The sequence below is a fragment of the Streptomyces sp. NPDC048002 genome (genome assembly GCF_040653275.1).
Classification (GTDB): Bacteria; Actinomycetota; Actinomycetes; order Streptomycetales; family Streptomycetaceae; genus Streptomyces.
Genome location: NZ_JBEZNL010000013.1, coordinates 24,249 through 46,456 on the forward strand (window position 1 = coordinate 24,249; position 22,208 = coordinate 46,456).

The window sequence follows — 22,208 nt, forward strand, 5'->3', positions numbered from 1 at the left end:
AGGAGCCATGGACCACTTCGAACAGCGCCTCGGCCAACTGATGCGCTCCTCCCAGGAGTACAGCCCCTACGACGCCGGGCAGCGCAACCGGCTCCACGAAGCGGTACGGATCCGGCGCCGGCTGCGGGCGGCCCGCAACGCCGCCGGTTCGGTGCTGGCGGTGGCCGCGCTCGCCCTGGCCCTGCTGCTCCGGCCGGACGGATCCCAGCGGGTCGAGCCCAGCTCCCCCGCCCCGGCCCCCACGGTCAGCCCGTCGACCTCGGGGCCGGAACCCACCGCGACCTCGGCGCCGCCCTCCTCCACGGACACCTCCGTGCCCACCTCACCCCCGGCCTCGTACACGCCGTCGCCCACGGACTCGGAGTCACCGCCGGTGTCGGACACCGCGTCGGCCCCGGACCCGACGCCGGACCCGGCCACGGCCGGCGCGACGAGAACGGCCACCGAGTCGGTGTCGGCGCCCCCTTCGCACACGCCCACCGAGACGTCGTCGGAACCCCCGCCGGCGTCCAGCTCCCCCTGACCCCGCCTCTCCTCCGCCGCATCCGCACCCCCGACCGCGCCGGCGCCGCGGGACGTGACCCCGCCCCGGCCGCCCTCGCCATGTCCCGCGACGCGCACGGACCGGCTCGACAGCGCACGGACCGGCTTGACAGCGCACGGACCAGCTCGACGGCGCAAAGACCAGCGCGACGGCGCACAGACAAGGACGACCAGTGAACGAACAACGGACGCGGCGGGAGCACGCGCCGACCCGGCAGCCGATCTCCGCGAACCTCCACGACCCCGTTCTCGACCTCGTCGTACCGGTCTTCAACGAGGAGGCCGGCCTGGAGCGCAGTGTCCGCCGCCTCCACGCCCATCTGCGCGCCGGGTTCCCCTACCCGTTCCGCATCACCGTCGCCGACAACGCCAGCACCGACGCCACCCCGCGCATCGCCGCCCGGCTGGCCCGCGAACTGCCCGGGACGCGCTGGCTGCGGCTGGAGGAGAAGGGCCGGGGCCGGGCCCTGCGGGCGGCCTGGTCGCAGTCGCCGGCGCCGGTGCTGGCGTACGTCGACGTCGATCTGTCGACCGAGCTGGCCGCGCTGCTGCCGCTGGTCGCGCCCCTGATCTCCGGGCACTCCGACCTCGCCATCGGCACCCGGCTCGCGCCCGGGTCCCGGGTGGTGCGCGGGCCGAAGCGGGAGTTCCTCTCCCGGGGTTACAACACCCTGCTCCGCTCCACTCTGGCCGTCGGCTTCTCCGACGCACAGTGCGGGTTCAAGGCGGTGCGCCGCGAGGTCGCCGAGCGGCTGATGCCGCTGGTCCGGGACGAGGAGTGGTTCTTCGACACCGAGCTGCTGGTGATCGCCGAGCGGGCCGGGCTGCGCATCCACGAGGTGCCGGTGGACTGGGTGGACGACCCGGACAGCCGGGTCGACGTGGTCGCCACCGCCCTGGCCGACCTGCGCGGGATCGCCCGGATCGGCGGATCCCTGGCGCGCGGCGCCCTGCCGACCGACGGGACCCGGCACGGGCCGCTCCCCCAACTCCTCCGGTTCGCCCTGGTCGGCGCGGTCAGCACGGTCGCCCATCTGCTGCTCTACGCGGCCCTGCGTCCGGCGACCGGGGCGCAGGCCGCCAACGCGCTCGCCCTCCTGGTGTGCGCCATGGCCAACACGGCCGCCAACCGGCGGTTCACCTTCGGGGTGCGCGGCCGGGACGGGGCGCTGCGGCACCAGACGCGCGGGCTGCTGGTCTTCGCCCTGGGGCTGGCCCTGACCGCAGGGGCGCTCGCCGCGCTGCACCACGCGGCACCCGACGCGTCCGCCGCGACGGAACTGGCCGTGCTGGTGGCCGCCAACCTCACCGCGACCCTGCTGCGCTTCCTGCTACTGCGGGCCTGGGTCTTCGGGACGGGGGCCGTCCGATGAACGCCACCGTCGCCACCTGGAACGCCCGGCTGCCCGAGGACCCGCGCCCCGAACGCCCGTGGCCGCGCCGCGCCGCCGAACGCTACGGCCCGGCCCTCGCCCTGTACGGCGTACTGAAGGCGACCGGCTTCGCCGTCTTCCTCCTGCTGCTGCACTCCGCGGGCGACTTCCGGGAGAAGAACCCCCGCTTCGGCGGGGGCGAGCACCCCTGGGACGTGCTGGCCACCTGGGACGGCTGGTGGTACCGGCAGATCGCCGAGCACGGCTACGACCCCGCGCTCGTCCCGGTCCCCGGCGCCACCGGAATGATCACCCTCGAAGGCAACTCGGCGGCGTTCTTCCCCCTCTACCCGGCGCTGATGCGCCTGGTCGCGGAGGCCACCGGCCTGGGTTCGTACGGCTCCGGCCTGCTGGTGTCCGTCCTCGCCTCCTTCGCCGCGGCCCTCGGCGTCTTCACGGTCACCGAAGCCCTGGGCGGCCGGCAGGCGGGGCTGGCCGCGGCCGGGCTGTGGGCGGTGTGGCCGGGCTCCGGCGTGGAGTGGGCGGTGTACTCGGACTCCCTGTACGTCGCCCTCGCGGTCTGGGCCTGCCACGCGATGATCCTCCGCAACTGGCTCACCGCGGGCCTGCTCACCTTCCTCGCGGGTCTCAACCGCCCCACCGCGGGCGCCCTGATCGCGGCGCTCGGTGTGGCCGTCGTCCTGGCCCTGCACCGGCACCGCCGGCGGGAGGGCGTGCTGCGCCCCTTGCTCGCGCTGGCCGTGGCACCGCTCGGCCTGGTCGGATATCTGGCCTGGGTGGGCCACGAAATGGGCGACTACGGCGGCTACTTCAAGCTCCAGGACGGCGCCTGGGCGCACACCTTCGACTACGGCGAGCAGACCCTGGACGTCCTCACGTCCGTCCCGGTCGGCCACTTCGACTATCTCTTCGCCTACCCGTTCGCGGACGTGCTCGCCGTGGGCACGGTACTGCTGGCGTTGACGACGCTCGGGCTGCTGCTGCGCCTGCGTCCGCCCGTCGTGCTGGTCGTGTACACGGTGCTGACCATGGCCCTGATCCTCGGCAGCCAGCAGATCTTCGCCAACGTCCCGCGCTACCTGCTCCCCGCGTTCCCCCTCTTCCTCCCGCTCGCCGTCGCCCTGCGCAGGCTCAGCACCCGCGCGCTGTGCTGGCCCCTCGGCATCGCGGCCGCGGCCTCCGGGTCGTACGCGGGGTATGTGCTGTTCGAGCTGGGGGTGCCGTAGGGGCGGGGCCGTCGGGGCGGCGGGGCCGTCGGGTCCGGCGGCCGCGTGGCTGGGAAACGCGAAAGACCCCTGGTGAACAGGGGTCTTTTCCGTACTGCTGGTGGGTCGTTCACGAGATCCCTTGACCAGGCACAACAAGGCCAATTGATGTTGAGGTTCCCGCGAGTCGCAAGATCATCCCCCGAGAATATGCACACGCAATTTTTTTGATGGGATGCGCTTGCGCCCCCGAGGTGGCTCGTCCGCCCAGCTTCCGTGCAGCACTCTCTGCGTCTCCCAGGTCGCAGGCAGCATGAGCTGGAGAGTCCCATGCCCGATTACACCTTGGACCAAGCTAGGCCGGTCGCAACGGCCAGCATCACCCTCAGTTACGTCGACTGCGTGGCCGTAGGTCATCATCGCGTTCGAGGTCGGGCAACCCCGCACCCGGCACCACGTGAGTGCGAGCGCGCCTACGCCTACGCGGACAGCGCAGGGAACACGACCACCGAGCCGTCCTTACTGCGGGCAATCTCAATCGCCACGTCTGTCGTGCGGCTGTTGACCATGACGCCGTCGCCCAGCTTGCGAATCCGGTTTGCCGCGCGCATCAGGCGATCGACTTCACCGGTCGTGAAGACGGGCCGCAGACCCTGCGGACCTGCCAGCTCCAGCGCCGACAAGCGTTCCAGGACGCCGGCAATGCTCGACTCCAGTTCGTCGAGGCGCTGCTGGTCGCGCTTGAGCTCGCGGGTGAACGTCTCGAACAAGTTGTCAGGGTTGTCCTGGGCATGCTCGACAGCCTGCAGGACGACGACCCTCCGCTTCAGCGCAATGGCCAGGGCAGCGAGTTCGAGGTGGGAGCGGAACATGCCGCCATGCTCGTCGACGCCGGGGAACGACTTGGCCAGCGTGCCGATTTCGACCGACTTACCCTCGGGCAGCTTGTCGAGTGCGTTCTGCCACCGGGCAAGGCGGCGATCAGCGGCGCCCAGCGCCGTGTTGATGGCGTGCACTGCCGAGTCCAGTCCCAGGGAGATTCCGAGCTTGCCCTGGTCGAGCAGAATGGCGGTGGCTTTGTCGATGGCATCGCGGCAGCCGTCGAGTTCGCTGTGCTCCTCTTCGAGCTTCTGTTCGTGCAGCTGCTCCAGCAGTTCTGTGATGTGCTCGATAGCCTGCTGGCGCTTGTAGTCGGCATGCGCGCTCACGCCCACCGCTACGGCCATGAGCACGAGCGGCGCGGCCACGGTGAGCGCCGCGCTGCCGGCGGCCGCGAGACCGGCTGTCGCACCGGCTCCGCCGACCGCGCCTGCTGCCGCCGCTTTACCGACTGGCACGAACGTCGCATTGGCGGCGATGCCCGTCGAGTTCATGAGTGCACTGTGGATGCCACCGGCCGCCGCCTTCGACGCCATCGGGCGAACGATGCCCTGACCAAACTGGGCGGCGACCTTCGCCGGAACCACCATGCGATAGAGGTTTTCGCCGGCAGCAGTCGCCCTGGCCGCTGTAAGGGAAGTTCGGGTCGTTTGCGTGATGAACTGTGACAGGTGCTGCGCCAGGGGACTCGCGGCATCGAGCGGGATACCTCGGCTGCGGTCGAGCTTGTCGGGCAGCGGATGCACCTCAAGTGTGGCGATCGGCGCGGCGGCCAGGGCGGCCAGCACCCCGCGCAGTTCAGCCAGGCGCTCAGCCGTCATCGGCTCGTTTCCGGCTATTGCCGGCACCCGGACGTCACCGGTCGCCAGCGTCCACACCGGAACGGCTGCCTTGCGATCGTCCGTCATCGTCTCCCCCTTGTGTTCCAAAAACAGCGGCTGCCGCCCGACATGAACGGCATGAACCTCGTTTATGCAGCTACGGGCTCTGTCTCCCCGTGAACTGACGATCTCACAACGTAGGGGCGGCGCCCACACATGCAACGGTGGCCGGGACCGGCGGATCGTGATGCGGGCCAGCGAGACCGATTTGTGGGAGGACCAGATCACGTCGGTCGAGTTCGGCCGACGCATGCGCAAGCCGGAGCTGATCGACAGGGCAGACGAGGTGCTGAGCGCGGGCGGCGTCCTGCGGGGGCGTTCGAAGGTGGCGGTCTCGCGTCGAGTGATCTCGTCCTGACAGAGGACTTGAAAGAAGTCGAGATGGTCCAGTTCGCCGCCGGGGGCCTGGGCAAGGCGGGCGTCCAGGCCACCGGCGGCCAGCGACAGGATCCGCTGGCCCCCGCTATCTGCCGCAACAGTGGAGCGCGCTCTGGCGCACCCGCAATTCACCCACCAAAGTGCAGAGGCTGGTCAAAGTCCCCCCGTCACCAAGCCCTGCGGCTCGCCGTTGACCGTCACGGCCGGGTCGGCCTCCACCACGCGCACGGACATGTCGATCGGTGCGGGGCGGGCGTTGGCCGTTTCCGCTGCCGAGAGGTGCCGGACGGTGGAGGAGCCATCGGCGAACGGGCGGACGGTGTGCGCCAGGAGGCGGGTCAGCTCATCGTCGAGACCGTGCTGCAGTGGGGTGCCGTCGGGTCCGAAGGAGTCGATCTCCCGCTCGGCAAGCACCACGCCGGTCTCCGCGTGGGTGGCGGTGAAGCGCAGGATGCCGCTCTCGTTGTAGCGGAACTTGATCTCGATCTTGTTCCGCCGGCTGTCCTGTTCGCGCGTGGGGAGATCCACCTCGATGTTGGCCAGGGGGAAGGCACGGTCGCTGTCAGCCGAGTAGCCGACCTCCCCTTCGATCACCGTCACGCGCACGGACGAAGCGCCCGGCATGTTCGGGTAGAAGGTGGACGAACCCTCCGCAGGGAGCGTGGCATTGCGTCGGATGATGGCGCGAAAGCCCTTCTGTTCGCCCGCGCTGACGGCCGCGCCCAGGTCGTAGCTGGTCACGAGGGAGAAGTCTCTGTCGTCGCCGAGTTCGCCATCCAGGGAGGCCGCGTAGATAGCGGCGCCTCGGGCGACGGCGGTCATGGGCCGGCACAGGCCGCTGTCGACGATGCGGTCGTGCCCGAGGAGCTCGCCCAGCGCGTGACGCACCTGGGGGATCTGCGAGGTGCCGCCGATCATCAGCACCGAGTCGATGTCGTCCGCGGTGATGGCGAGGTCTTCCAGAGCCTGCTGGACCGGCTCCAGGGCTCGGGTGATGAGCTCGCTGATCGCCTCGGTGTACTCGGCCGCGGTGATCCTCACCTCACGCCTCGAGATCGAAGGGGCGAGGCCGACCGGGAGGTCGAAGAAGAGCGCGCCGTCCATCGGCACGGAGGACAAGGCGATCTTCGTCAGTTCGACCGAACGGCGCCACCGGCGTTTTTCGGCCTTGGTGAGCTGGTCCGCGGTCAGGCCGATCTTCTGCTGGATCAGCTTGGCCAGCGCGTTGTCGAACTCCAGGCCCCCCAGAGCGGTGATGCCGCGGGAGGTCTGCTCCTCGAAGAGGCCGTCGTCGTACTCCAGGACGGTGACGTCGATGGTGCCGCCGCCCCAGTCGAAGACGAGGAAACGGCCCGGGATCGGGACGTCGCGGACGTACGAGATCGCAGCCGCTGTGGGCTCGTTGAGCAGGGCCCTGACCTTCACTCCGCCGAGCGCTGCCGCCGCGCGGGTGCGGTAGCGGGCACCACCCGTGGCGTTGGCGGGGACGGTGACGACCGCGTCGGAGAGGTCGAGCAGTTGGGCGGAGACGCCTTCCTTCATCCGGCTGAAGAGGGAAGCGGCTGCGACCGTGCTGTGGAACGTCTCCGATCCGACCCAGACGTGGTGCTCCTCGAGCTGGGCCGCGACCTCGAAGCCGTCGGTGTCACCGTCCCTCTCGGCGCCGGAGCGGGTGCCGAGCATCCGCTTCACGGCGTCGAGCGGCTCACTGGTGCCGGTCTTCGCCTCCCAGCCGAAGCAGAGGGTGCGTTGGAGGTCGCGGACGGACAGCACGGAGGGGAAGAGCTGCTCGAACTCCGACATCTGCCACTGGGCGGGGATGTTGTCGCCGTCGACCGGCACCACTTCGGTGGTGTGGCCGTTCCAGTGGGCCACCACAGAGTTGCTGGTGCCGAAGTCGATACCGAAAGTCATCGCGTTCCCCTTTGCGTCATGCCAAGTCGCCCGCTTACCGCAGCACGCAGCGTCTGCCTGTAGGTCAGCACCGGAGCCAGGTCCTCCACGTCTGTTTCAGCACTGGGATCCGCAAGTCCCGGCGCAGGAGCTTCCCGTCCGGCAACGGCACGCAGCCAGCCGCGTTCAACGAGCTTTCCGGACTCCTTGTCGACGTAGGCAGGCACGACGAGTTCGAAGGTGACCGGGCCTCTCTGCATCACGCCGGGCTGGTCCTCCACGACATTGAACAGTGACTGATCGCCGGCGTCACCGACGATCAGCAGGCCGGCCTTCGCCGCTTCGTGGTCGAGGCGGGTCACGACCGCTGTCAACTTCTTGGCCTCCAACGCCTGCCGGTGCAGGACGGCCAACTGGGCCAGGTGCATCTGACGCGTACGCATGCTCTCCAGCACACCTTTGCGAACTGCATCGGTGAACTGGGGAAGCACTCGACGCATCAGTTCGGTCCGGAGGGCGGAGACCAGATCGGCACCGGTCTCCTTGTCGGCCAGGGCTGCGCCCAACTTGTCCGTCGCCGCTGCCAGCTCCTTCTCTATTACGGGCAGGAGCGTCTCGTTGACCGACTTCAGGATCGCGGCCGCGTCCAGTGTCCCTGGACTGAACTCGGGGATGCCACTGTCGGCGTGCCTCCAAGGCCTTTTCTCCGCAGCCCTGGCCTCACCGAGGCTTCGTACGCTCCCGTCCGTCGATTCATGCTCCTGGTTCTGAGCATGGGGGTCAGAACCACTGTCGCCTTTACCGGCGGCTCCGTTGTTCACTATGTGCTGCTCTCTGGGTCTTCAAGGGCTGCGGGGCCTTCAGCAGCCAAGGAAAGGCGTTCCGTCGCCCTGGTGATTATTTCTCGGGCCGCCTCGGTGCGAGACCACGCGCGGTCGCTGTCCGTGGGCGGCTCGGTGAGCCTCTGCAAGGGCTCGGGCGGAAGTTCCAGCCGCGGGCTCGTGCCGAGGGGGTCTTTCCAGCGGTGCGGGGCGAGCGGGACGGTGAGCGAGGGTACTTCCTGCTCCTCCCGCTCGGCCTTCTCGATCACGTCCTTGGCCCAGTTGATTCGGACGCGGCCGCTGTCGTCGAGCTCCTTCCGCAGCGCTCGCCATGCCTTCTTCCAGTCGTCCGCCCCGTCCGGCACGCCGAGCACCAGATGCGGGTTGAGCGGCTGCCCGCGTTCACCGAGGGGCCGGTCTTTCAGGAAGCTCCGATTCTTCCGCAGCGCGGCCACGGCACCTCCGCCGAGCTGGTCCGGCACGGGGGGACGGCCTTCCGCGTCCTGCTCCAGGAGTTTGAGGGACTCGGTCACCTCCTGGTCGGCACGCAAGTAGGCCTGAACGTTCTGGGCCTCCCAGCGCACCGGCTGTGAGTGGTGCCGGAGTCTTGCGGCCATGGTGAGTGCCGCCTTCATACGCTGTTCCGCCGTCTCTTCGTCCCCGCGGAGGAGGGCACGGTGCATCTGCCGCACGGCCCTGACCAGGGTCCGCACGCCGATCCAGCCGTTGAATCTCTTGTTGCTCGTGCTGTGCACGCCGGGGTGTATCCGCTCCAGGAGAACCCACAGTCGCTCGTCGGCGACGAGGTCGTCCGGCACCGCTCGGGAGCACCTGACCTCGCGCAGGGTGTCGAGGAGCTTCTGTGTCGGCGGCAGGAGGTCGGTCCACGCCTCGGTGACCGCCTTGGCATCGTTGGCCTGGAGCCTGACCAGCAGGCGCCAGTCCTGCGGCCAGTCGCGGCCGGGTTCCGTTCCCGGACCCGCCTCCCGGCGCTCCCGTTCCAGGGGCCAGGCCAACAGGTCCATCTCCTCGTCGGTGAGGGACGCCGGGTCCAGGCGGGCGCGGAAGTAGGCGGCACGGGAGGTGCCGTCGCGTTCGGGGACCGCGCCGATCCACTCGTCGTCGATGTAGTCGTCGAGGAGGGGCCGGGGAAGATTCGCCAGGAGCGCCCTCTGCCGGGGAGCCGGCAGGTTGGTCTCCATCAGGCGACGGTCGTCCTGGTAGATCTGCCACATACTGCCCGGCTCGCCCAGGAGCGGCAGCGGCTTGTCCTCCAACAGGGCGCGGGCGCGTTCGTCGAGTCGTCCGTCGAAGACGTCCAGCCCATGGTCTTGTGCCATCGCGAGCAGGGAGACGCCCGAGACCGGATCTTCCTGCCGGGACGCCGCATCGGCCGCGGCCCGCGCCAGCTTCCGCGCGGAAAGCGTCCTGGGCTCCGTCTTCAGTGCGTCGGACAGCACCAGTTGGGCGAAGGAGCGGGCGCGCTCCCAGGCATGTCGGTCGGTGAATCCGTCGGGGACCGGCGGGGGCATGGCCGGTTCCGGTTCCGGCTGCTTCTGCGGCGGAACGACCGGAGCACGGCCGCCCGTGCCTTTCGCGTCCTGCGGGGCTTTCCCCACGGTCCGCCCTTGGGCGCGGGCCTGGCGAAGGGCGAGGCGGCGGGCGATCTCGCGCTGCCGCAGCTCCTCCCGGTGGGCCTGCTCGTCGTGGCCCGCTCCCAGCGGGATTCCTGACGCCATCAGAGCTCCTCCGCGAAGATGTGCACCTGCTCGATCACCGCGGCAGGGGTCCGGTCCAGACTGTAGGAGTCGGCGAAGGCGATCCTGGTGGCGAGGCCTCCATCACGGACCTCGTTGCGCAGGGCCCGCAGCCGTTCGTTCCCGCATTCATCGGCGGCGGACTCCAGAGGATGCTTGACGGCGACCGCGATGGGCTCGCCCGTGAAGTCCGACGTGAAGAGCGCCACCGGTCCGACAGCGGTCTCCTTCAGACTGACGTTGGGCTCCTCGTCCGCCCAACCCTTCAGCAGGACGGCGTGTTCGTTCGGATCGATCTGCAGTTTCCGACCGCGCAGGGCGTCGGTGAGATCGCGGGCGAGCCGCCAGTCGTACAGCGGGTGGAGGCGCATGTTGGCGTAGTCGCGCAGGCAGGCGTAGCAGGAGCTGCGGCAGTTCAGCGCATGGCGGTCGGCCTCCAGGTCGTGCACGTAGCGGTCGACAGCCTGGAGGAACTCCTCGATGTGGTCCTGCGAACCGAGGTAGGTGCTGAAGCCCGCTCCGTTGTCGAGGCTGTCCGCCAGGTAGGCCATGACCGGAGCTGCCACCGGGGCGTCAGAGCCGTGGATGCCGCTGAGGAGTTCCTCCGGCTGCACGTCCAGGTGCGGGGCGGCGGCACGGCGGAGCAGGGCCCCGAGCGAGTACCAGGCGGCGCGCCGCCCGTGGTACGCCTCGGGGAAGCCGTCGATCTGCTGGGACTTCGAGATGTCGAAGCGGAGGCCCCGGACCGTGTCGAGGGCGCCCTTGGCTCCGATGAAGAGCATGTCGGTGTGCTGGGTGGCGCCGAGGGCGATCTCCAGGTCGGCCTCCGCCTTGGGGCTGTCCAGCGCCAGGTATCCGCGCCACGGGCCGGTGTTCTTGACGAACCTGAAGAGCTTTCCGGCGTTGGTGTTGATGATGTAGCGATCGCCGCTGCCGGTGTGGACGACCATCCAGTCGTCGGCGGCACGGTGGATGCGCGGGGCGGTCTTCTCCAGGTCGGTGGCGGTACGCGCGCTGACGGCGTTGGAGCCGAGCTCCCGGTAGCCGTCGTAGTCCCGTGCTTCGTGGGCAGCCCGGAAGCCTGCGGGCTCCCGGAAGGGGACGGCCCTGTAGTACTTGCTCTCCGCGCCGCAGGCGGGGCAGGTGCCGGCGCTCCCGGTTTCCGGGTCGACGACGGCCTGCGGGTCCACGTGGGAGCAGATCCGGCACATGGCGACCAACTGTTCCGGTCCGAAGGGGTCTTCGGCGGCCTGCACTCCGCGGCCGCTCGGCACGAGGGAGACCACTCCCCTGGAACGGAGCAGGCGGCCGTCCTGCGGGGTTTCGCTGCCCGGTGCGAACTTGCTGAGGGCGACGGCCAGGTCGCGGTTGACGGAGTCGGCCGGCGGCCAGGGGAAGGTCTTCTGCGGGATGCTCCGGTAGAGGAGGCGGGAGCGGGTCGGGAAGCCGAACATCGGCAGAAGGCCCGCCTCCGCCAGACGCTGACTGAGGTCGGGGTGGCCGACCGTCCGAGTCGCCACCTCGTCGACCTGAGCGAGGAGTTCGCCGATGACGGATACCGGGTCGAGGGCGGCGACGTTCTCCGGTGTTCCGCTCCGGAGCGCGGCGGCAGCGGCCCTGATGCGCTCCGAATGTTCGGCGATCCAGCGGCGGACGGCGCCACGGTGCGTCGGCCAGTCGGCGGCGAGGCCGAACTGTCCGTGAACGTTGGTCGTCATGTCCGGCCCCTTCCGGCGGTCCTCCGGCTGCAGGGGCTCGAAAGCCTGGCGCAGGACCTCTCCCAGCAGGACCCGGCGGAAGACGGAAACCATGCCGAGGACCAGGTAGGGCGGCGGAGTCGGATCGTTGGTGATCGCTTCCGGTCGAGCGAAGTAGTGCTCGTCGTGGCTGCGGCCACGGCAGACGGTGAGAGCTACGGCGACCGGGCTGTTGCGTCGGCCCGCACGCCCCACGCGCTGCTGGTAGTTGAAGCGCGTGGGCGGCATGTTCGCCATGATCACGGTGTTGAGGGGGCCGATGTCGACTCCGGCTTCCATGGTCGTGGTCACGGAGAGCAGTTCCAGGCCGTCCGCCTGCGGAACGTCGTTGTCGCCGAGGAAGACGTCCTGGAAGAGGCTCTGCCGACGCTGGGCCTCCAACCGGTCCGTCTGGCCGGTCAGTTCCGCGGTTCGCAGGGGGAAGTCACCGGTGCGGTGGGCGGCCTTCCATGCATAGTAGTCGTCTTCGAGGACTCCGTCGTACTGCTGAGGCACGGCGGGCAGCGGCGTCTGGCACTTGGTGCACAGCCCCGCGCCCGGGTGAAGGTGCGGCCGGTGGCAGGAACGGCACGTCCATGTCTTGTTCTCGCCGGGGCGGAGTGCCACCTTCTCCGGCTTGATGACGTAGTCGACCACGGCGTCCTTCCACACGCCGAGTACCCGGTCCTCGATGATCTGCAGATCGGTGCCCTGACGTTCGGCCACCTGCGTCCAGAAACGCTTCAGGGGCGCGGGCGGCCTTTGCAGCGAGGCCCGTATCCGGGTGAAGCGCCGCATCAGGCCGAGAATCCGCAGGCTGGCACGCGCCACGGCCTGGTCGCTGTCCGGGCCGATCTCCAAGGGTGAGCGGTCGTCGCACAGGCAGAGCCAGCCGAGTCCGAGCGATTCGAAGTCACGGCCGCCGCCGGAGAAGAGGCTGCCGATGGTCTCGAGCCGGAGGCGGGAACGGATGCGGCTGAGGAGATCCTCCTGCGCCTGGGTCTCCGTCACCGCTGCCCGATCCCGTTCCCAGTTGTAGAGCGCGGTCCAGGGCTGTCCGGCCGAGGTCTGCTGGAGCGAGGCCGCGGGACCGGCGGGATTGGTGCCGTACTTCAGCAGCATGCCTTCGAGGTCGGAGGCGAGGTCGTCCAGGGAGGGCAGTTCGGAGAACTTCCGCTCCAGGTCCGGCAGGAGTTCCGGTTCCGCGTCGAGGTCGTCGGTGAGGATCGCCTTCAGGCGTCCCCAGTCCGCCGGGTCGCGGTCCCGCATCCGTGCCACGGCCGCGCGGGCAGCCGCACGATCGACCGGCTCACCGGCGTAGTGGCCCTTCACCGTCTGAAGGTCTCCGAAGGGATCCCCCTGGCTCTCGACGGCCTGGGCGCTGAGCAGGCGGAGAAGGTCCTGGTGGTGGCGGAGGGCAAGACCGCTGGCGAGTTCGGAGGCGTCGTCACGGCTGTCGGAGAAGGCGATCGCCTTGCGCCGGCCGTCGGGAAGGTGGCCGAGCGCTTCGGTCACCAGCACCTGGTTGATCTTGTAGAAGCCGGTGCGCATCCGCCGGACCGGCGCGTTGCGCAGCCGGTCAGGGGATTCCAGCGGGACGAAACGGCCGTCCCTGTCGTACTTGATCTCCCAGTCGTCGCCGCAGGCGGGGCAGCGGGTGGGGAAGGCCTGCAGCCGGGCCGGGTCGTAGGCCGGCTTCCTGCCCTCCTTGTCCAGGGGCACGGAGATGTGGAACGACCATCCCGTGTGCTGGACGTCCCGGTTCTCCAGGCGGCCGGTGGCGGGCTGGTAGGCGCTGCGACGGAACGCGAACTCGACCTGTGGCCCGCCGTCGGACAGGCCCGCGTGCCAACTGGGGTCGTCGAGGCCGAGGCCCTTGGTGCGCGGCCAGTACACGATGTAGTTCGCCGCGGTGGGTGCGCCGCTGGCCTCGTCGGGGAGCAGGTCCAGGTCCGGGAAGTCGGTGTGGAGTGCACCGGTGAACTTGCGCCGCTGGGTGTCCTTGGGGCTGGCGTACCCGCCGAGCATGAGGTCGCCGCAGGCCTGGCAGGAGAGAAGCTCCAGCACGCGGGCGCCGCAGGTGCAGCGGGAGGTGGGCTCGGCGAAGAGCCGGCCGACCCGGCGTTCGGGACCGTGCTCCACGGGGATGTGGGGGCAGTTCGGGTCCGAGCAGGCCCAGATGCCCTCGATGTTCCGGAAGAAGAAGTGGGCCCGGAGCTGGGGAAGTTCGGCGTCCTGCGCGCAGCCGAGTATGCGCAGCACGCCGTGCAGAGCGTCCAGACGCTGTTCCTTCGGGACGCCCGGGAAGAGACTTGCCGCCAGTTCGGGGGCGGGCAGAGCACGAGACCTGCCGCCCGGAGTGAGTGCGCGCTGGAGCGCCGGACCGAGGCCGGTCTCCCGTGCCACGGTGACGGCTTCGTCCTGGGTGACGGGAGCCTTCGCGGCCTGCGTGAGGCGTTCGGTGTGAGCGGCCAGGTCGCCCTCGCCGTGGATCTCCCTCGCCTTTCCGGGGATGATCACGCGCCGGGAGCCGGGCAGGGCGAAGAACCCGTCGAGGAAGTCGTCGTCCCGGCCCGCCTCCAGGGAGGCGGAGGCTGCGAGCACTCTCAGCTTCTCGGGGTTCTTGTTGAGGCCGAGACGGTGGCGGAGGTTGCGCAGCAGGTAGGCCACCTCGGTGCCGGCCGTGCCGCGGTACATGTGGAGCTCGTCGAGGATCAGGGTGAGGCGGGCGCCGGGGGTCTGCTCCAGCCACTTCCTCGTGGCGCTGAAGATGTGCTCCTCCTGCTTGCGGAGCAGCATGATGTTCAGCATCGAGTAGTTGGTGATCATGATGTCCGGTGGCGCGGCCTGCATGTCCCAGCGGGCGTGCATCTCCGCTCCGCCGAGGCGCGGGATGAAGGGTCGCAGCTCCTCGTCGAGCGTCTCGTCGGCCTTGTGCTGCCGTTCCTGGACCTCTCGCAGGTACTGCCGGAGACGGAAGGTCGCCGGCTCGGAATCGCGGCTGCCGGAGACAGGGGTGGCTCCGGTGTAGCGGCCGAAGTAGAAGCGGTGTCCGTTGCGCTTCCGGTCCAGCCAGGCGTGGGCCTCACGGCTGTCCAGCGATTTCCGCAGCCGGACCAACTGGTCGTCGGCGAGGGCGTTGGTGGGATAGAGAATCAGCACGCGCATGGCCGCGGGATGCCCGTGCTCGTTCTGTCGGCTGGGCACGTGGTCGCCGTCCCCCTGCCACCATTCCCGCTGGACCGCACGGGTGCCCTGCCAGTGGGCGGACTCGGCGACCAGGTCGGCGAGGACGGGTAGCAGGAAGGACTCCGTCTTGCCGGAACCGGTGCCCGCGGTGACCACGAAGTCCTTGCCCTCGCAGGCGGCGACCAAGGCGTCGTGCTGATGCTGGTAGAGGCTGGTCACGCCGTCGGGGAGGGTGAAGCGGGCGAAATCGGCCGCGTCGGGGTGTGCCCCTGCTTCCGCGAAGGACTCCGCGATGCTGACGCCCCGGGAGGCGTACTGCGGTCGCAGCTCGATCAGCGGGTCGCGCCACGCCCCGTTGTCCCGGTCCAGCAGGTTGCGCCGTTCCTCCATGACGGAACGATCGTCGACGCTGAAGGGGGTGTCGTAATAGCGGAACAGCGCGCTGCGCAGGTCGTCGAAGGTGCCCATGACGTCCTGGACATCGGTGTTCGTCACCGCCGTGGTCCGCTGTTCCGCGCTCACTCGGTCCTCCCGACGGTGGCCGCCACCTGTCGCGGCATGGTCTCCAGGTTCTGCTGCAGCGAGGCCGCGATCGCCTCGGCGAGCGCCCTCGGCACGTTGTCGTACGCGCGGGTCTGCGCCTGCTTGCCCGTCGAGGGCGGGAAGCCGCTGCACAGGACGACCGCGCGTTCATGCAGGGCGGGCAGTGGCGCGTACCGGTCGACGAAGAGTCGGCCGAGGCCGGCGCGTCCCTTGCCGGATTCCGGCCGCCAGCGCATCGCGCCGGTGCGGTGGCGGGCGAGCTCCAGGTAGATGCCCGTCTCGCGTTCCACCGCGTGGAAGACGCCGTTGCGACGGACGCGGGTCAGGCGGGCGTAGTCGGCTCCGCGCCACCGGTAGAGGCCGTCCTCGTCGTCCCGTGCCACGGGGACGAACCGTTGGCGGGGCAACTCGTACTTCTCCAGCGTGTCGGCGGTGCTCCCACCGGGCGGTGCGGACTCGGGGCCCGGTGCCGCCTGCGGGAGCAGTTCCATCAACTGCAGGGCGGCGCAGGGGACGTAGCGGGCCCCGAAGAACTCCGCCGCTTCCCACAGGATCCGCGGGTCCTCGTACTGGAACAGGAGGGTGTCGGGCAGCGGAGCCTCACCTGCCTCCGGTCGGTGAGGGACGGCGATCAGTTCCATCCACTCCTGCGCCGCCTCCTCGACGCGCATGCTGATCCGCGCGGTGCGCGCGCCGGTCAGCACGGCGAGCCCGTCGGCGTGGGGCAGCCTGGTCAGCACCGGCGGGGCGACCGACCAGCGGTCGGCGCGCAGGTCCACGTCGATGAACCCGAGGGCTGCGACCTTGCGCATCCAGTCCCAGTCGGCGTACTCGGCCAGCTCCAGGCCCCATGCCTGGGCCTGGTTGCGGACACCGTCGCGCAGTGCGGACGCCTTGCCGCTGCGGCTCTCGCTCAGCCAGCGCAGGAGGATCCCGCCGAACTCGGTGCTGCTCATCGGTCCCGTCATCGGTCCAGCTCCTTCGCTGCCTGCACGTACGCGGCCCACGAGAGGTCGAAGGACGCCTGCTGGGCGTTGAGGACGGCGCGGGTCCAGGCCCGCGGGTTGCCGGCGGTCTTCGGCTTCGGTGTTCCGGGGTTCACCGGGCGGCCCTTCCAGCGTCCGCTGCGGCGCTCCAGGAGCCAGCCGCCGATGCCGTGGAAGTCGGCCTCGAAGCGGAGCGGGGCGGGGGTGTCGGCAAGACGTTCTGCCCACCAGTCCGGTTGTTCCGGGGCCTCCAACGTCCACAGTCGACCGTCGGCCGCCGCGAACAGGACCTCGTCCGCGTCACGACGGCACAGCTCCATCGCTGCTGTCGCGTCCTGGGTGGTGGCGCCCGTGCAGTCGGCACCGGTGATGCCGGTCGGCAGGGTCTGCTCGACGAGAAGAGAGGGCGACTCGGAGGCCTTGCCGTCCGCGACGGTGAAGCCACAGACCTTGGTCATCCTCGGTTCGGCGACGGCCTGGTCCGCGGTGGCGAAGCCGACTTCGGCGCCTGCGTAGCTCACCGTGTGGCGGCCCGGCTCCAGCCGGAGCACGGCCAGGGGGACGGAGCGGCCCGCGGCGATCCTCTTCCTGAGCTCGGGCCGCTCCTCTCCGTCGATCAGGAGGGTGCCCGTGCCTTCCACAGCGTCCGGGAGGACCACCTGCGGCTCGCCTCCCCGCAGATACAGGTGGGGATCGAGCGAGGGCGCGAGCTTCAGACCGCCCTCGAGGCGGAGCTTGAACTGGGCCGGGGGCTGCAGGAGGCCGACCGCGCCCTGGACCTCCCGGAGCGCCCGACGCAGGGTGACCGCGTCGTCGAAGGTGACGGGCTTGTGCAGGGACCAGCCCTGCGGCACCCAGGCCAGCTTGCTGGTGTCGGCGCTTCGGCCGGTGGTCGCGGCCTTGTCCAACAGCCGCTGCACGTCCCGCTGCGCACTCGGGGCGGCGAGCACCACGTGCGCCTCTCCCGGGCGGAAGCCGTCGGTGCCGGCCCAGACACCGAGCACGTCGTCCCGCGCGAGCACCAGGACGGAGGAGGAGGGGCGGCTGAGCACCAGGTTGTCCCCGTCGCGGCGGATACCCCGGGTGAGGGTGTCCGCGCTCGGGGCGGGCAGGCCCGTCACCTCGTAGTAGGCGGTGTCGCCGAGCTGATCGAGGACGACGCCGTCCTTGAGTTCGATGCGCTTCTTCTGCTCCGCGCAGCGCAGGCGCGCCACCCACCTGAGACGGCCCGCGTCGAGCCGCACCAGCAGTTCGGCCCGGGTGACACCGGTGGGCACCAGCGCGTCCGAACCGTCCCAGGAAGCGGCGTAGTTGCCGATCAGCTTGGCGAGGAAGGGACGGAACTCCTCCTCCTGCAGAGCGTTGCGGAAGCCCTTGGAGAAGTGCTGCTCCATGCCCCGGATCTCGATCTGGGCCAGCAGCGTCTCCCCCGGCAGCGGCCAGGTCGTGCCGTGTTCCCGCAACGACCGGAAGAGCTTCGGCAGGAAGGACCGGTCGGCGCCGCTGAGGAGCGACTGGGACTGGGCGAACCCGATCATGCTTCGGTTGGAGGGCAGGTCGGCCGGGGCGGGAAGGGTGCACAGGCCCCGCGCGCCCTTCTGGCTGTGCTGCCAGGAGGCCAATACCTGCCACATGCGGGAGATGGGCTCGTACTGCTGGCTGCCCAGTCGCTTCTCGTCGCCGGTCAACAACTGGGAGAAGCGGGCATGGTAGGCGGTGGCCCGGTGGCTCCGGTCGTTCACCATCCGGGACGCGGCGATCACCGAGCAGGCCAGCAGCGGCAGGAAGGCGGGCACGCCGTCCTTGTCCTGCTGCCACATGCGCCAGCGGTAGTCCTCCAGCGCACGGTACGGTTCCGCGGTCCCCAACCGCAGGAACCTGGCCACGCACTGGGCAAGGGGCTCTTCCATGCCGTGTCCGTGCCTGAGCTCCTGCTCCACTTCGTCGTCGATGTAGAACAGCGTCGGGTGGCCGGCGTGCTGTCGTCCGAAGAACTCCTCGGCCAGCACCTCCTGCCACGCCTGATAAGAATGGTCCACTCTGTCCCCAAAAGAGAGGTTCCAATGCCCTGTTCGTGAACTCCCCGGCATGGAACGGTCTTCCGCGTCACCCTGAACCCGCCACTGGCAACGGGTCACTGCCGAACGCCCTCTCAGGCGCACCCTCTACTGACCGCCGCCCGACATAACCCGACGGCGCCCGACACGCGCAGACGTCGCACTCATCCCCCACCGTTTCCACGAGCGCCCCTTGCAGGGCCCGCACGGACCACCCGAAAGGCATGGCCAAAACCTCACCAAGAGTGATGCATTTGAAGCGATCACAGCACCCACCGCGAACCCCCAGGAAATCCAATTTATTTACCCTACAACCAAAGGTTCCGTGCCGAGGAACGGGCGGCATGTCTGACCGACCCGATCTCCTTGAGGATCACCTTTACCCATGTCCGGTGGTGGAGGTTTCGATCCATGACCCCCTGACCGGGCGAGCGCCCAGATGTTCTCGCATCTCCCCGTGTTTGCTGAACGTGCTTAATCGAAAAGCCAGTTGAAGTCGCCACGCGAGCAGTTCCCTTAGTCGAGGGCCGTGAGGGCATGAAGAGGAATGGATTCAGGCAGCGGCCGACAGGGGGCCGGACCGGGACCCGAGCGAGCGCCGGATCCGCGCCTCCTCCTTCCGGGCGACGGCCGTCGCAGCCGCTCCGGGGACTGTGTCGAGAGCTCCGCACGCCGGACAGCCCCGCGAGCGAGGACATCGGCGTGGGCGAGAGCGATGGCGATGGGGCCGGTGAGCGAAGGATGTTCCAAGGCCACGGCAACCTCAGGAGCGCAGATCCCGTTCATTCGCGCCAGGACGGCCTCCTGCAGGGCGGTGAAGTCGTCGGCGAAGCGACGGGTCAGCTCTGTGTGCTCGGTGATCGTCACGAATGGGCCTTCCAGATCGAGAGGGGTGACCGGGACCGGCCCTTCGCGCTTCAGCCGACCAGCTTCCATTCCTGACACCGGTTGGTCTTGAAGTACTCGCCGCTGTTGAGCGTCACGCGCCCCGGGCCGTCGAGGTTGTTGTTGGCGATGATGGAGCCGAACTCGCCGCTGGCGTCCTTGGCGCGCTCCCAGTAGCAGCCCCACTCGTCGTCGGGCCCGGCGGTCTTGTAGGTGCCGGCCTTGATGTCCTCACCGACGAGGTACTCCCCCTCACCGGAGAAGCCGGCCGCCGGGCCGGACTTGTGCGTCTTCTTCGGCTTGGCGGTCACCGTCTTGGTCACCGTCGGCGCGGGCTTGGGGTCGGCGGCCGCGGCGGTCTCGGTGACGGTGACCGTGGGGCGGGGGGCGGCCTTCACTCCGACCGTCGCCTTGCCGGTGGTGTCGGCGGAACCGTCGCTCGAACCGATCCCGACGCCGACGAACAGCGAGACCAGGGCGACAGCGCCGTACTTCAGCCGTCTCTTGCGGCGCTCACCCTGGCCCCCTCCGTGCGGCGCGGCGAGGCCGGTGAAGCCCTGCGGGTCGTAGCCGGGCGGCTGGGGAGCGGGCTGCTGGAAGGTCATGGCGTTCTCCGTTTCGTGAGGTCGGCGCGGCAGGCCGACAGTCGGCAGGCCAGCCCGCAGCACGAAGACCTGCTGGGCGGCCACTTACACCGGAAGCACCTTCAGATAAGCAGCGCACTGAAAGCACTGTCAAATAAATTGACAGATTTGACGGGTGCTGTAGGTTGTTGACGTCCGCTTCCGAGAGGCCCAGGACCGCCCATGCCCCAGTCATCCGCGTCACCCGCCCAGGTGACCGCCGCCGAGATCTCCCGCATCGCGGGCGTCACACGCGCCACGGTCAGCAACTGGCGCCGTCGGCACGACGACTTCCCGGCGCCGTCCGGCGGCACGGACAGCAGCCCGCTGTACGACCTGGAGGCCGTGCGCGCCTGGCTCGCCTCCCGCGGCCACACCTCGGCCGCGAGCCCGTCGGAGGAACTGCGCACGACACTGCGCCTGCACGCACAGAACGGCGGCGGCAGACCGGAGGACCTGCTGCTGCTCGTCCTCGCCGCGGCCGGCCGCTCGCCCGAGGAGCTGACGGCCGCCGTACGACTGCCGGACGCGGACCTCGCGACCCGCGCGCAGAGGGAAGCCTCCGCGGCCGCCGACGCCGTACCGGCCGCGGAGGCCGTCCGTTACGAGCCGGGCGACGCGCCGGTGCTGCGCGCGCTGTACGCGTGTGTACGCGACGAAGGTGGCCAGGCCGCGCTGGCCGTGCTCGCGGAACGGGAACTGGAGGACAGCGCCGCCTCCGGCGCCTACCAGACCCCCGCCCCGCTCGCCGACCTGCTCGCCCACCTGATCCCCGGCTCCCCCGCCCGCGTCCTCGACCCGGCCTGCGGCAGCGGCAACCTCCTGGCAGCCGCCGCCCGCAGGGGCGCGAGCGAGCTGTACGGCCAGGACACGCTTCCCGTGCAGGCCCGCCGCAGCGCCGTGAGCCTGATGCTGACCGTCCCCGAGGCCACGGTCACCGTCCACGCCGCCGACAGCCTCCGCGCCGACGCCTTCCCCGGCCTCCTCGCCGACGCCGTCCTGTGCAACCCGCCCTTCGGCGACCGCGACTGGGGCCACGACGAACTCGCCTACGACCCCCGCTGGGCCTACGGCGTACCGCCCCGCGCCGAATCGGAACTGGCCTGGGTGCAGCACGCCCTCTCCCACCTCACCCCCGGCGCCCACGCGGCCCTGCTCCTCCCGCCGGCCACCGCAGGCCGCGCATCAGGCCGCCGCGTACGCGCCGAACTCGTCCGCAGCGGCGCCCTGCGTGCGGTGATCGCCCTGCCGCCCGGCGCGTCGGTACCCCTGCACGTCGGCCTCCAGATCTGGGTACTGCAACGCCCCGAACCGGGAGGCCCGGAACGCAAGTCCGTCCTGTTCGTCGACACGGCGGCGGACACGGCGGCAGCGGCCGGACACGGCGGGACGACGACGGTGAGCGCGCGGAGACGGGGCGGAGGCAGGTCCGCCGCCCCTGACTGGGACGGGATCACGGCGCGGGCTCTCGACGCCTGGCGGGCGTTCACGGAGAGCCCGGACACGTTCGAGGGCGAGCCCGGCGTCGCGCACGCCGTCGGGGTCGTGGACCTGCTCGACGACGTGGTGGACCTGACGCCGACGCGACTCGTACGGGCGTCACGGGCCGAGATCGACCCGGCGGAACTGTCGGCCGAGGTCGATGCCACCCGCCGGAGTCTCGTCGAGGCCGCGAGGTCCCTGGGGCGGACGGCCGGTCAGGAGGCGTGGAGCGCCGCGGGCGCCACGGCCCGCCGGTGGCGGACGGCGACCGCGTCCGACCTCACGCGCGGCGGGGCGCTCACCCTGCTGCGGAACCTGCCGGACAGCGTGCGCACCCGCGCGCAGACCGCGAGCGGCGGGGACGGGAGGCCCGAGACGCGGCCGGTGCTCACCGGCTCCGACATCGCAACCGGGTCGGGTCCCACTGGGGACCCGATGGGCCTGTACGACGACACGGCACCCGTGATCGCCATCGGCGACGTCCTCGTACGGGCGGTCGCGAGCGCCGACGGCCCGATGGCCCGGGTGGCGGACGAGGCGGACGCCGGCGCGCTGCTCGGCCCCCACGTCCACCTCTTCCGCCCGGACCCGGCACGCCTGGACGCCTGGTTCCTCGCCGGGTTCTTGGGCGCGGAGGAGAACATCGCTGGTGCGTCGACCGGCAGCACGATCCTGACGGTCAGCCCGGGCCGACTGCGCGTGCCACTGCTGCCGCTGGAGGAGCAGCGACGGTACGGGGAAGCGTTCCGGCACGTGCACGAATTGCGGGCGGAGGCCCAGCGGGCCACACGCCTGGCGGAGGAGACGGCACGGCTACTGGCGGGCGGGCTCACGGGCGGCCAGTTGCTGCCATCGCGGGAGGCGGCGAAGGCCGCGGAGGCGGGCGGACGGGGTGGCGATTCGCTCCATTAGGCACGCGGCCTCGCACACATAGACCACACTTGTCGGACCGTCCC

At 70.3% G+C, this 22,208-nt stretch carries 14 protein-coding genes; 6 read left to right on the forward strand and 8 right to left on the reverse strand.

Going from position 1 to position 22,208, the window contains the following annotated elements; genetic code table 11:
• Positions 1 to 7: 7 nt before the first annotated feature.
• From AB0E07_RS18320 to AB0E07_RS18330, 3 genes are all read left to right on the forward strand, one after another.
• A complete protein-coding gene (locus AB0E07_RS18320; protein WP_362252496.1) occupies positions 8 to 523 on the forward strand; it encodes a hypothetical protein in 516 nt (171 codons plus the stop codon).
• A 193-nt stretch (positions 524 to 716) separates the two neighbouring features.
• On the forward strand, positions 717 to 1,916 hold the full coding sequence (locus AB0E07_RS18325) for a dolichyl-phosphate beta-glucosyltransferase (RefSeq protein WP_362252499.1): 1,200 nt from the start codon (positions 717 to 719) through the stop codon (positions 1,914 to 1,916).
• The gene (locus AB0E07_RS18330; protein WP_362252502.1) at positions 1,913 to 3,163 is read left to right on the forward strand and encodes a hypothetical protein; all 1,251 of its coding nucleotides are present in this window, start codon (positions 1,913 to 1,915) and stop codon (positions 3,161 to 3,163) included. Before AB0E07_RS18325 ends, AB0E07_RS18330 begins: the two co-directional genes overlap by 4 nt.
• Before the next feature lie 458 nt (positions 3,164 to 3,621).
• Here the strand turns inward: AB0E07_RS18330 and AB0E07_RS18335 are convergent, their stop codons facing one another.
• On the reverse strand, positions 3,622 to 4,929 hold the full coding sequence (locus tag AB0E07_RS18335) for a hypothetical protein (protein ID WP_362252505.1): 1,308 nt from the start codon (positions 4,927 to 4,929) through the stop codon (positions 3,622 to 3,624).
• Between the two features lie 157 nt (positions 4,930 to 5,086).
• Here AB0E07_RS18335 and AB0E07_RS18340 point away from each other — a divergent pair, with 157 nt between their 5' ends.
• On the forward strand, positions 5,087 to 5,260 hold the full coding sequence (locus tag AB0E07_RS18340) for a hypothetical protein (RefSeq protein ID WP_362252507.1): 174 nt from the start codon (positions 5,087 to 5,089) through the stop codon (positions 5,258 to 5,260).
• A 173-nt stretch (positions 5,261 to 5,433) separates the two neighbouring features.
• Here AB0E07_RS18340 and AB0E07_RS18345 read toward each other — a convergent pair whose 3' ends face one another.
• Genes AB0E07_RS18345 through AB0E07_RS18370 form a run of 6 tightly spaced genes read right to left on the reverse strand, consistent with a single transcriptional unit; the run spans position 5,434 to position 18,244 of the window.
• Positions 5,434 to 7,194 carry an Hsp70 family protein gene (locus tag AB0E07_RS18345; protein WP_362252510.1) on the reverse strand — a complete coding sequence of 587 codons (1,761 nt, stop codon included), beginning with the start codon at positions 7,192 to 7,194 and terminating at the stop codon, positions 5,434 to 5,436.
• Positions 7,191 to 7,994, reverse strand: a complete 804-nt coding sequence (locus AB0E07_RS18350) for a hypothetical protein (protein WP_362252512.1) — start codon at positions 7,992 to 7,994, stop codon at positions 7,191 to 7,193. The genes AB0E07_RS18345 and AB0E07_RS18350 overlap by 4 nt, the downstream gene beginning before the upstream one ends.
• Positions 7,994 to 9,733, reverse strand: a complete 1,740-nt coding sequence (locus AB0E07_RS18355; protein WP_362252514.1) for a hypothetical protein — start codon at positions 9,731 to 9,733, stop codon at positions 7,994 to 7,996. The genes AB0E07_RS18350 and AB0E07_RS18355 overlap by 1 nt, the downstream gene beginning before the upstream one ends.
• Positions 9,733 to 15,198, reverse strand: coding sequence for a DEAD/DEAH box helicase (locus AB0E07_RS18360; protein WP_362252517.1), 5,466 nt, complete (start codon positions 15,196 to 15,198; stop codon positions 9,733 to 9,735). Before AB0E07_RS18360 ends, AB0E07_RS18355 begins: the two co-directional genes overlap by 1 nt.
• On the reverse strand, positions 15,195 to 16,187 hold the full coding sequence (locus tag AB0E07_RS18365) for a hypothetical protein (protein WP_362252520.1): 993 nt from the start codon (positions 16,185 to 16,187) through the stop codon (positions 15,195 to 15,197). The genes AB0E07_RS18360 and AB0E07_RS18365 overlap by 4 nt, the downstream gene beginning before the upstream one ends.
• Positions 16,184 to 18,244, reverse strand: coding sequence for a hypothetical protein (locus AB0E07_RS18370; protein WP_362252523.1), 2,061 nt, complete (start codon positions 18,242 to 18,244; stop codon positions 16,184 to 16,186). The genes AB0E07_RS18365 and AB0E07_RS18370 overlap by 4 nt, the downstream gene beginning before the upstream one ends.
• Positions 18,245 to 18,964: 720 nt before the next feature.
• On the opposite strand from AB0E07_RS18370, the gene AB0E07_RS18375 reads away from it, so the two are divergent.
• Complete coding sequence (locus AB0E07_RS18375) at positions 18,965 to 19,204, forward strand: hypothetical protein (protein WP_362252526.1); 240 nt, start codon at positions 18,965 to 18,967, stop codon at positions 19,202 to 19,204.
• Here AB0E07_RS18375 and AB0E07_RS18380 read toward each other — a convergent pair.
• The gene (locus AB0E07_RS18380; RefSeq protein WP_362252528.1) at positions 19,180 to 19,752 is read right to left on the reverse strand and encodes a hypothetical protein; all 573 of its coding nucleotides are present in this window, start codon (positions 19,750 to 19,752) and stop codon (positions 19,180 to 19,182) included. The two genes, AB0E07_RS18375 and AB0E07_RS18380, sit on opposite strands and share 25 nt — an antisense overlap.
• Positions 19,753 to 19,953: 201 nt before the next feature.
• On the opposite strand from AB0E07_RS18380, the gene AB0E07_RS18385 reads away from it, so the two are divergent.
• The gene (locus AB0E07_RS18385; protein WP_362252531.1) at positions 19,954 to 22,164 is read left to right on the forward strand and encodes an N-6 DNA methylase; all 2,211 of its coding nucleotides are present in this window, start codon (positions 19,954 to 19,956) and stop codon (positions 22,162 to 22,164) included.
• Positions 22,165 to 22,208 lie beyond the last annotated feature (44 nt).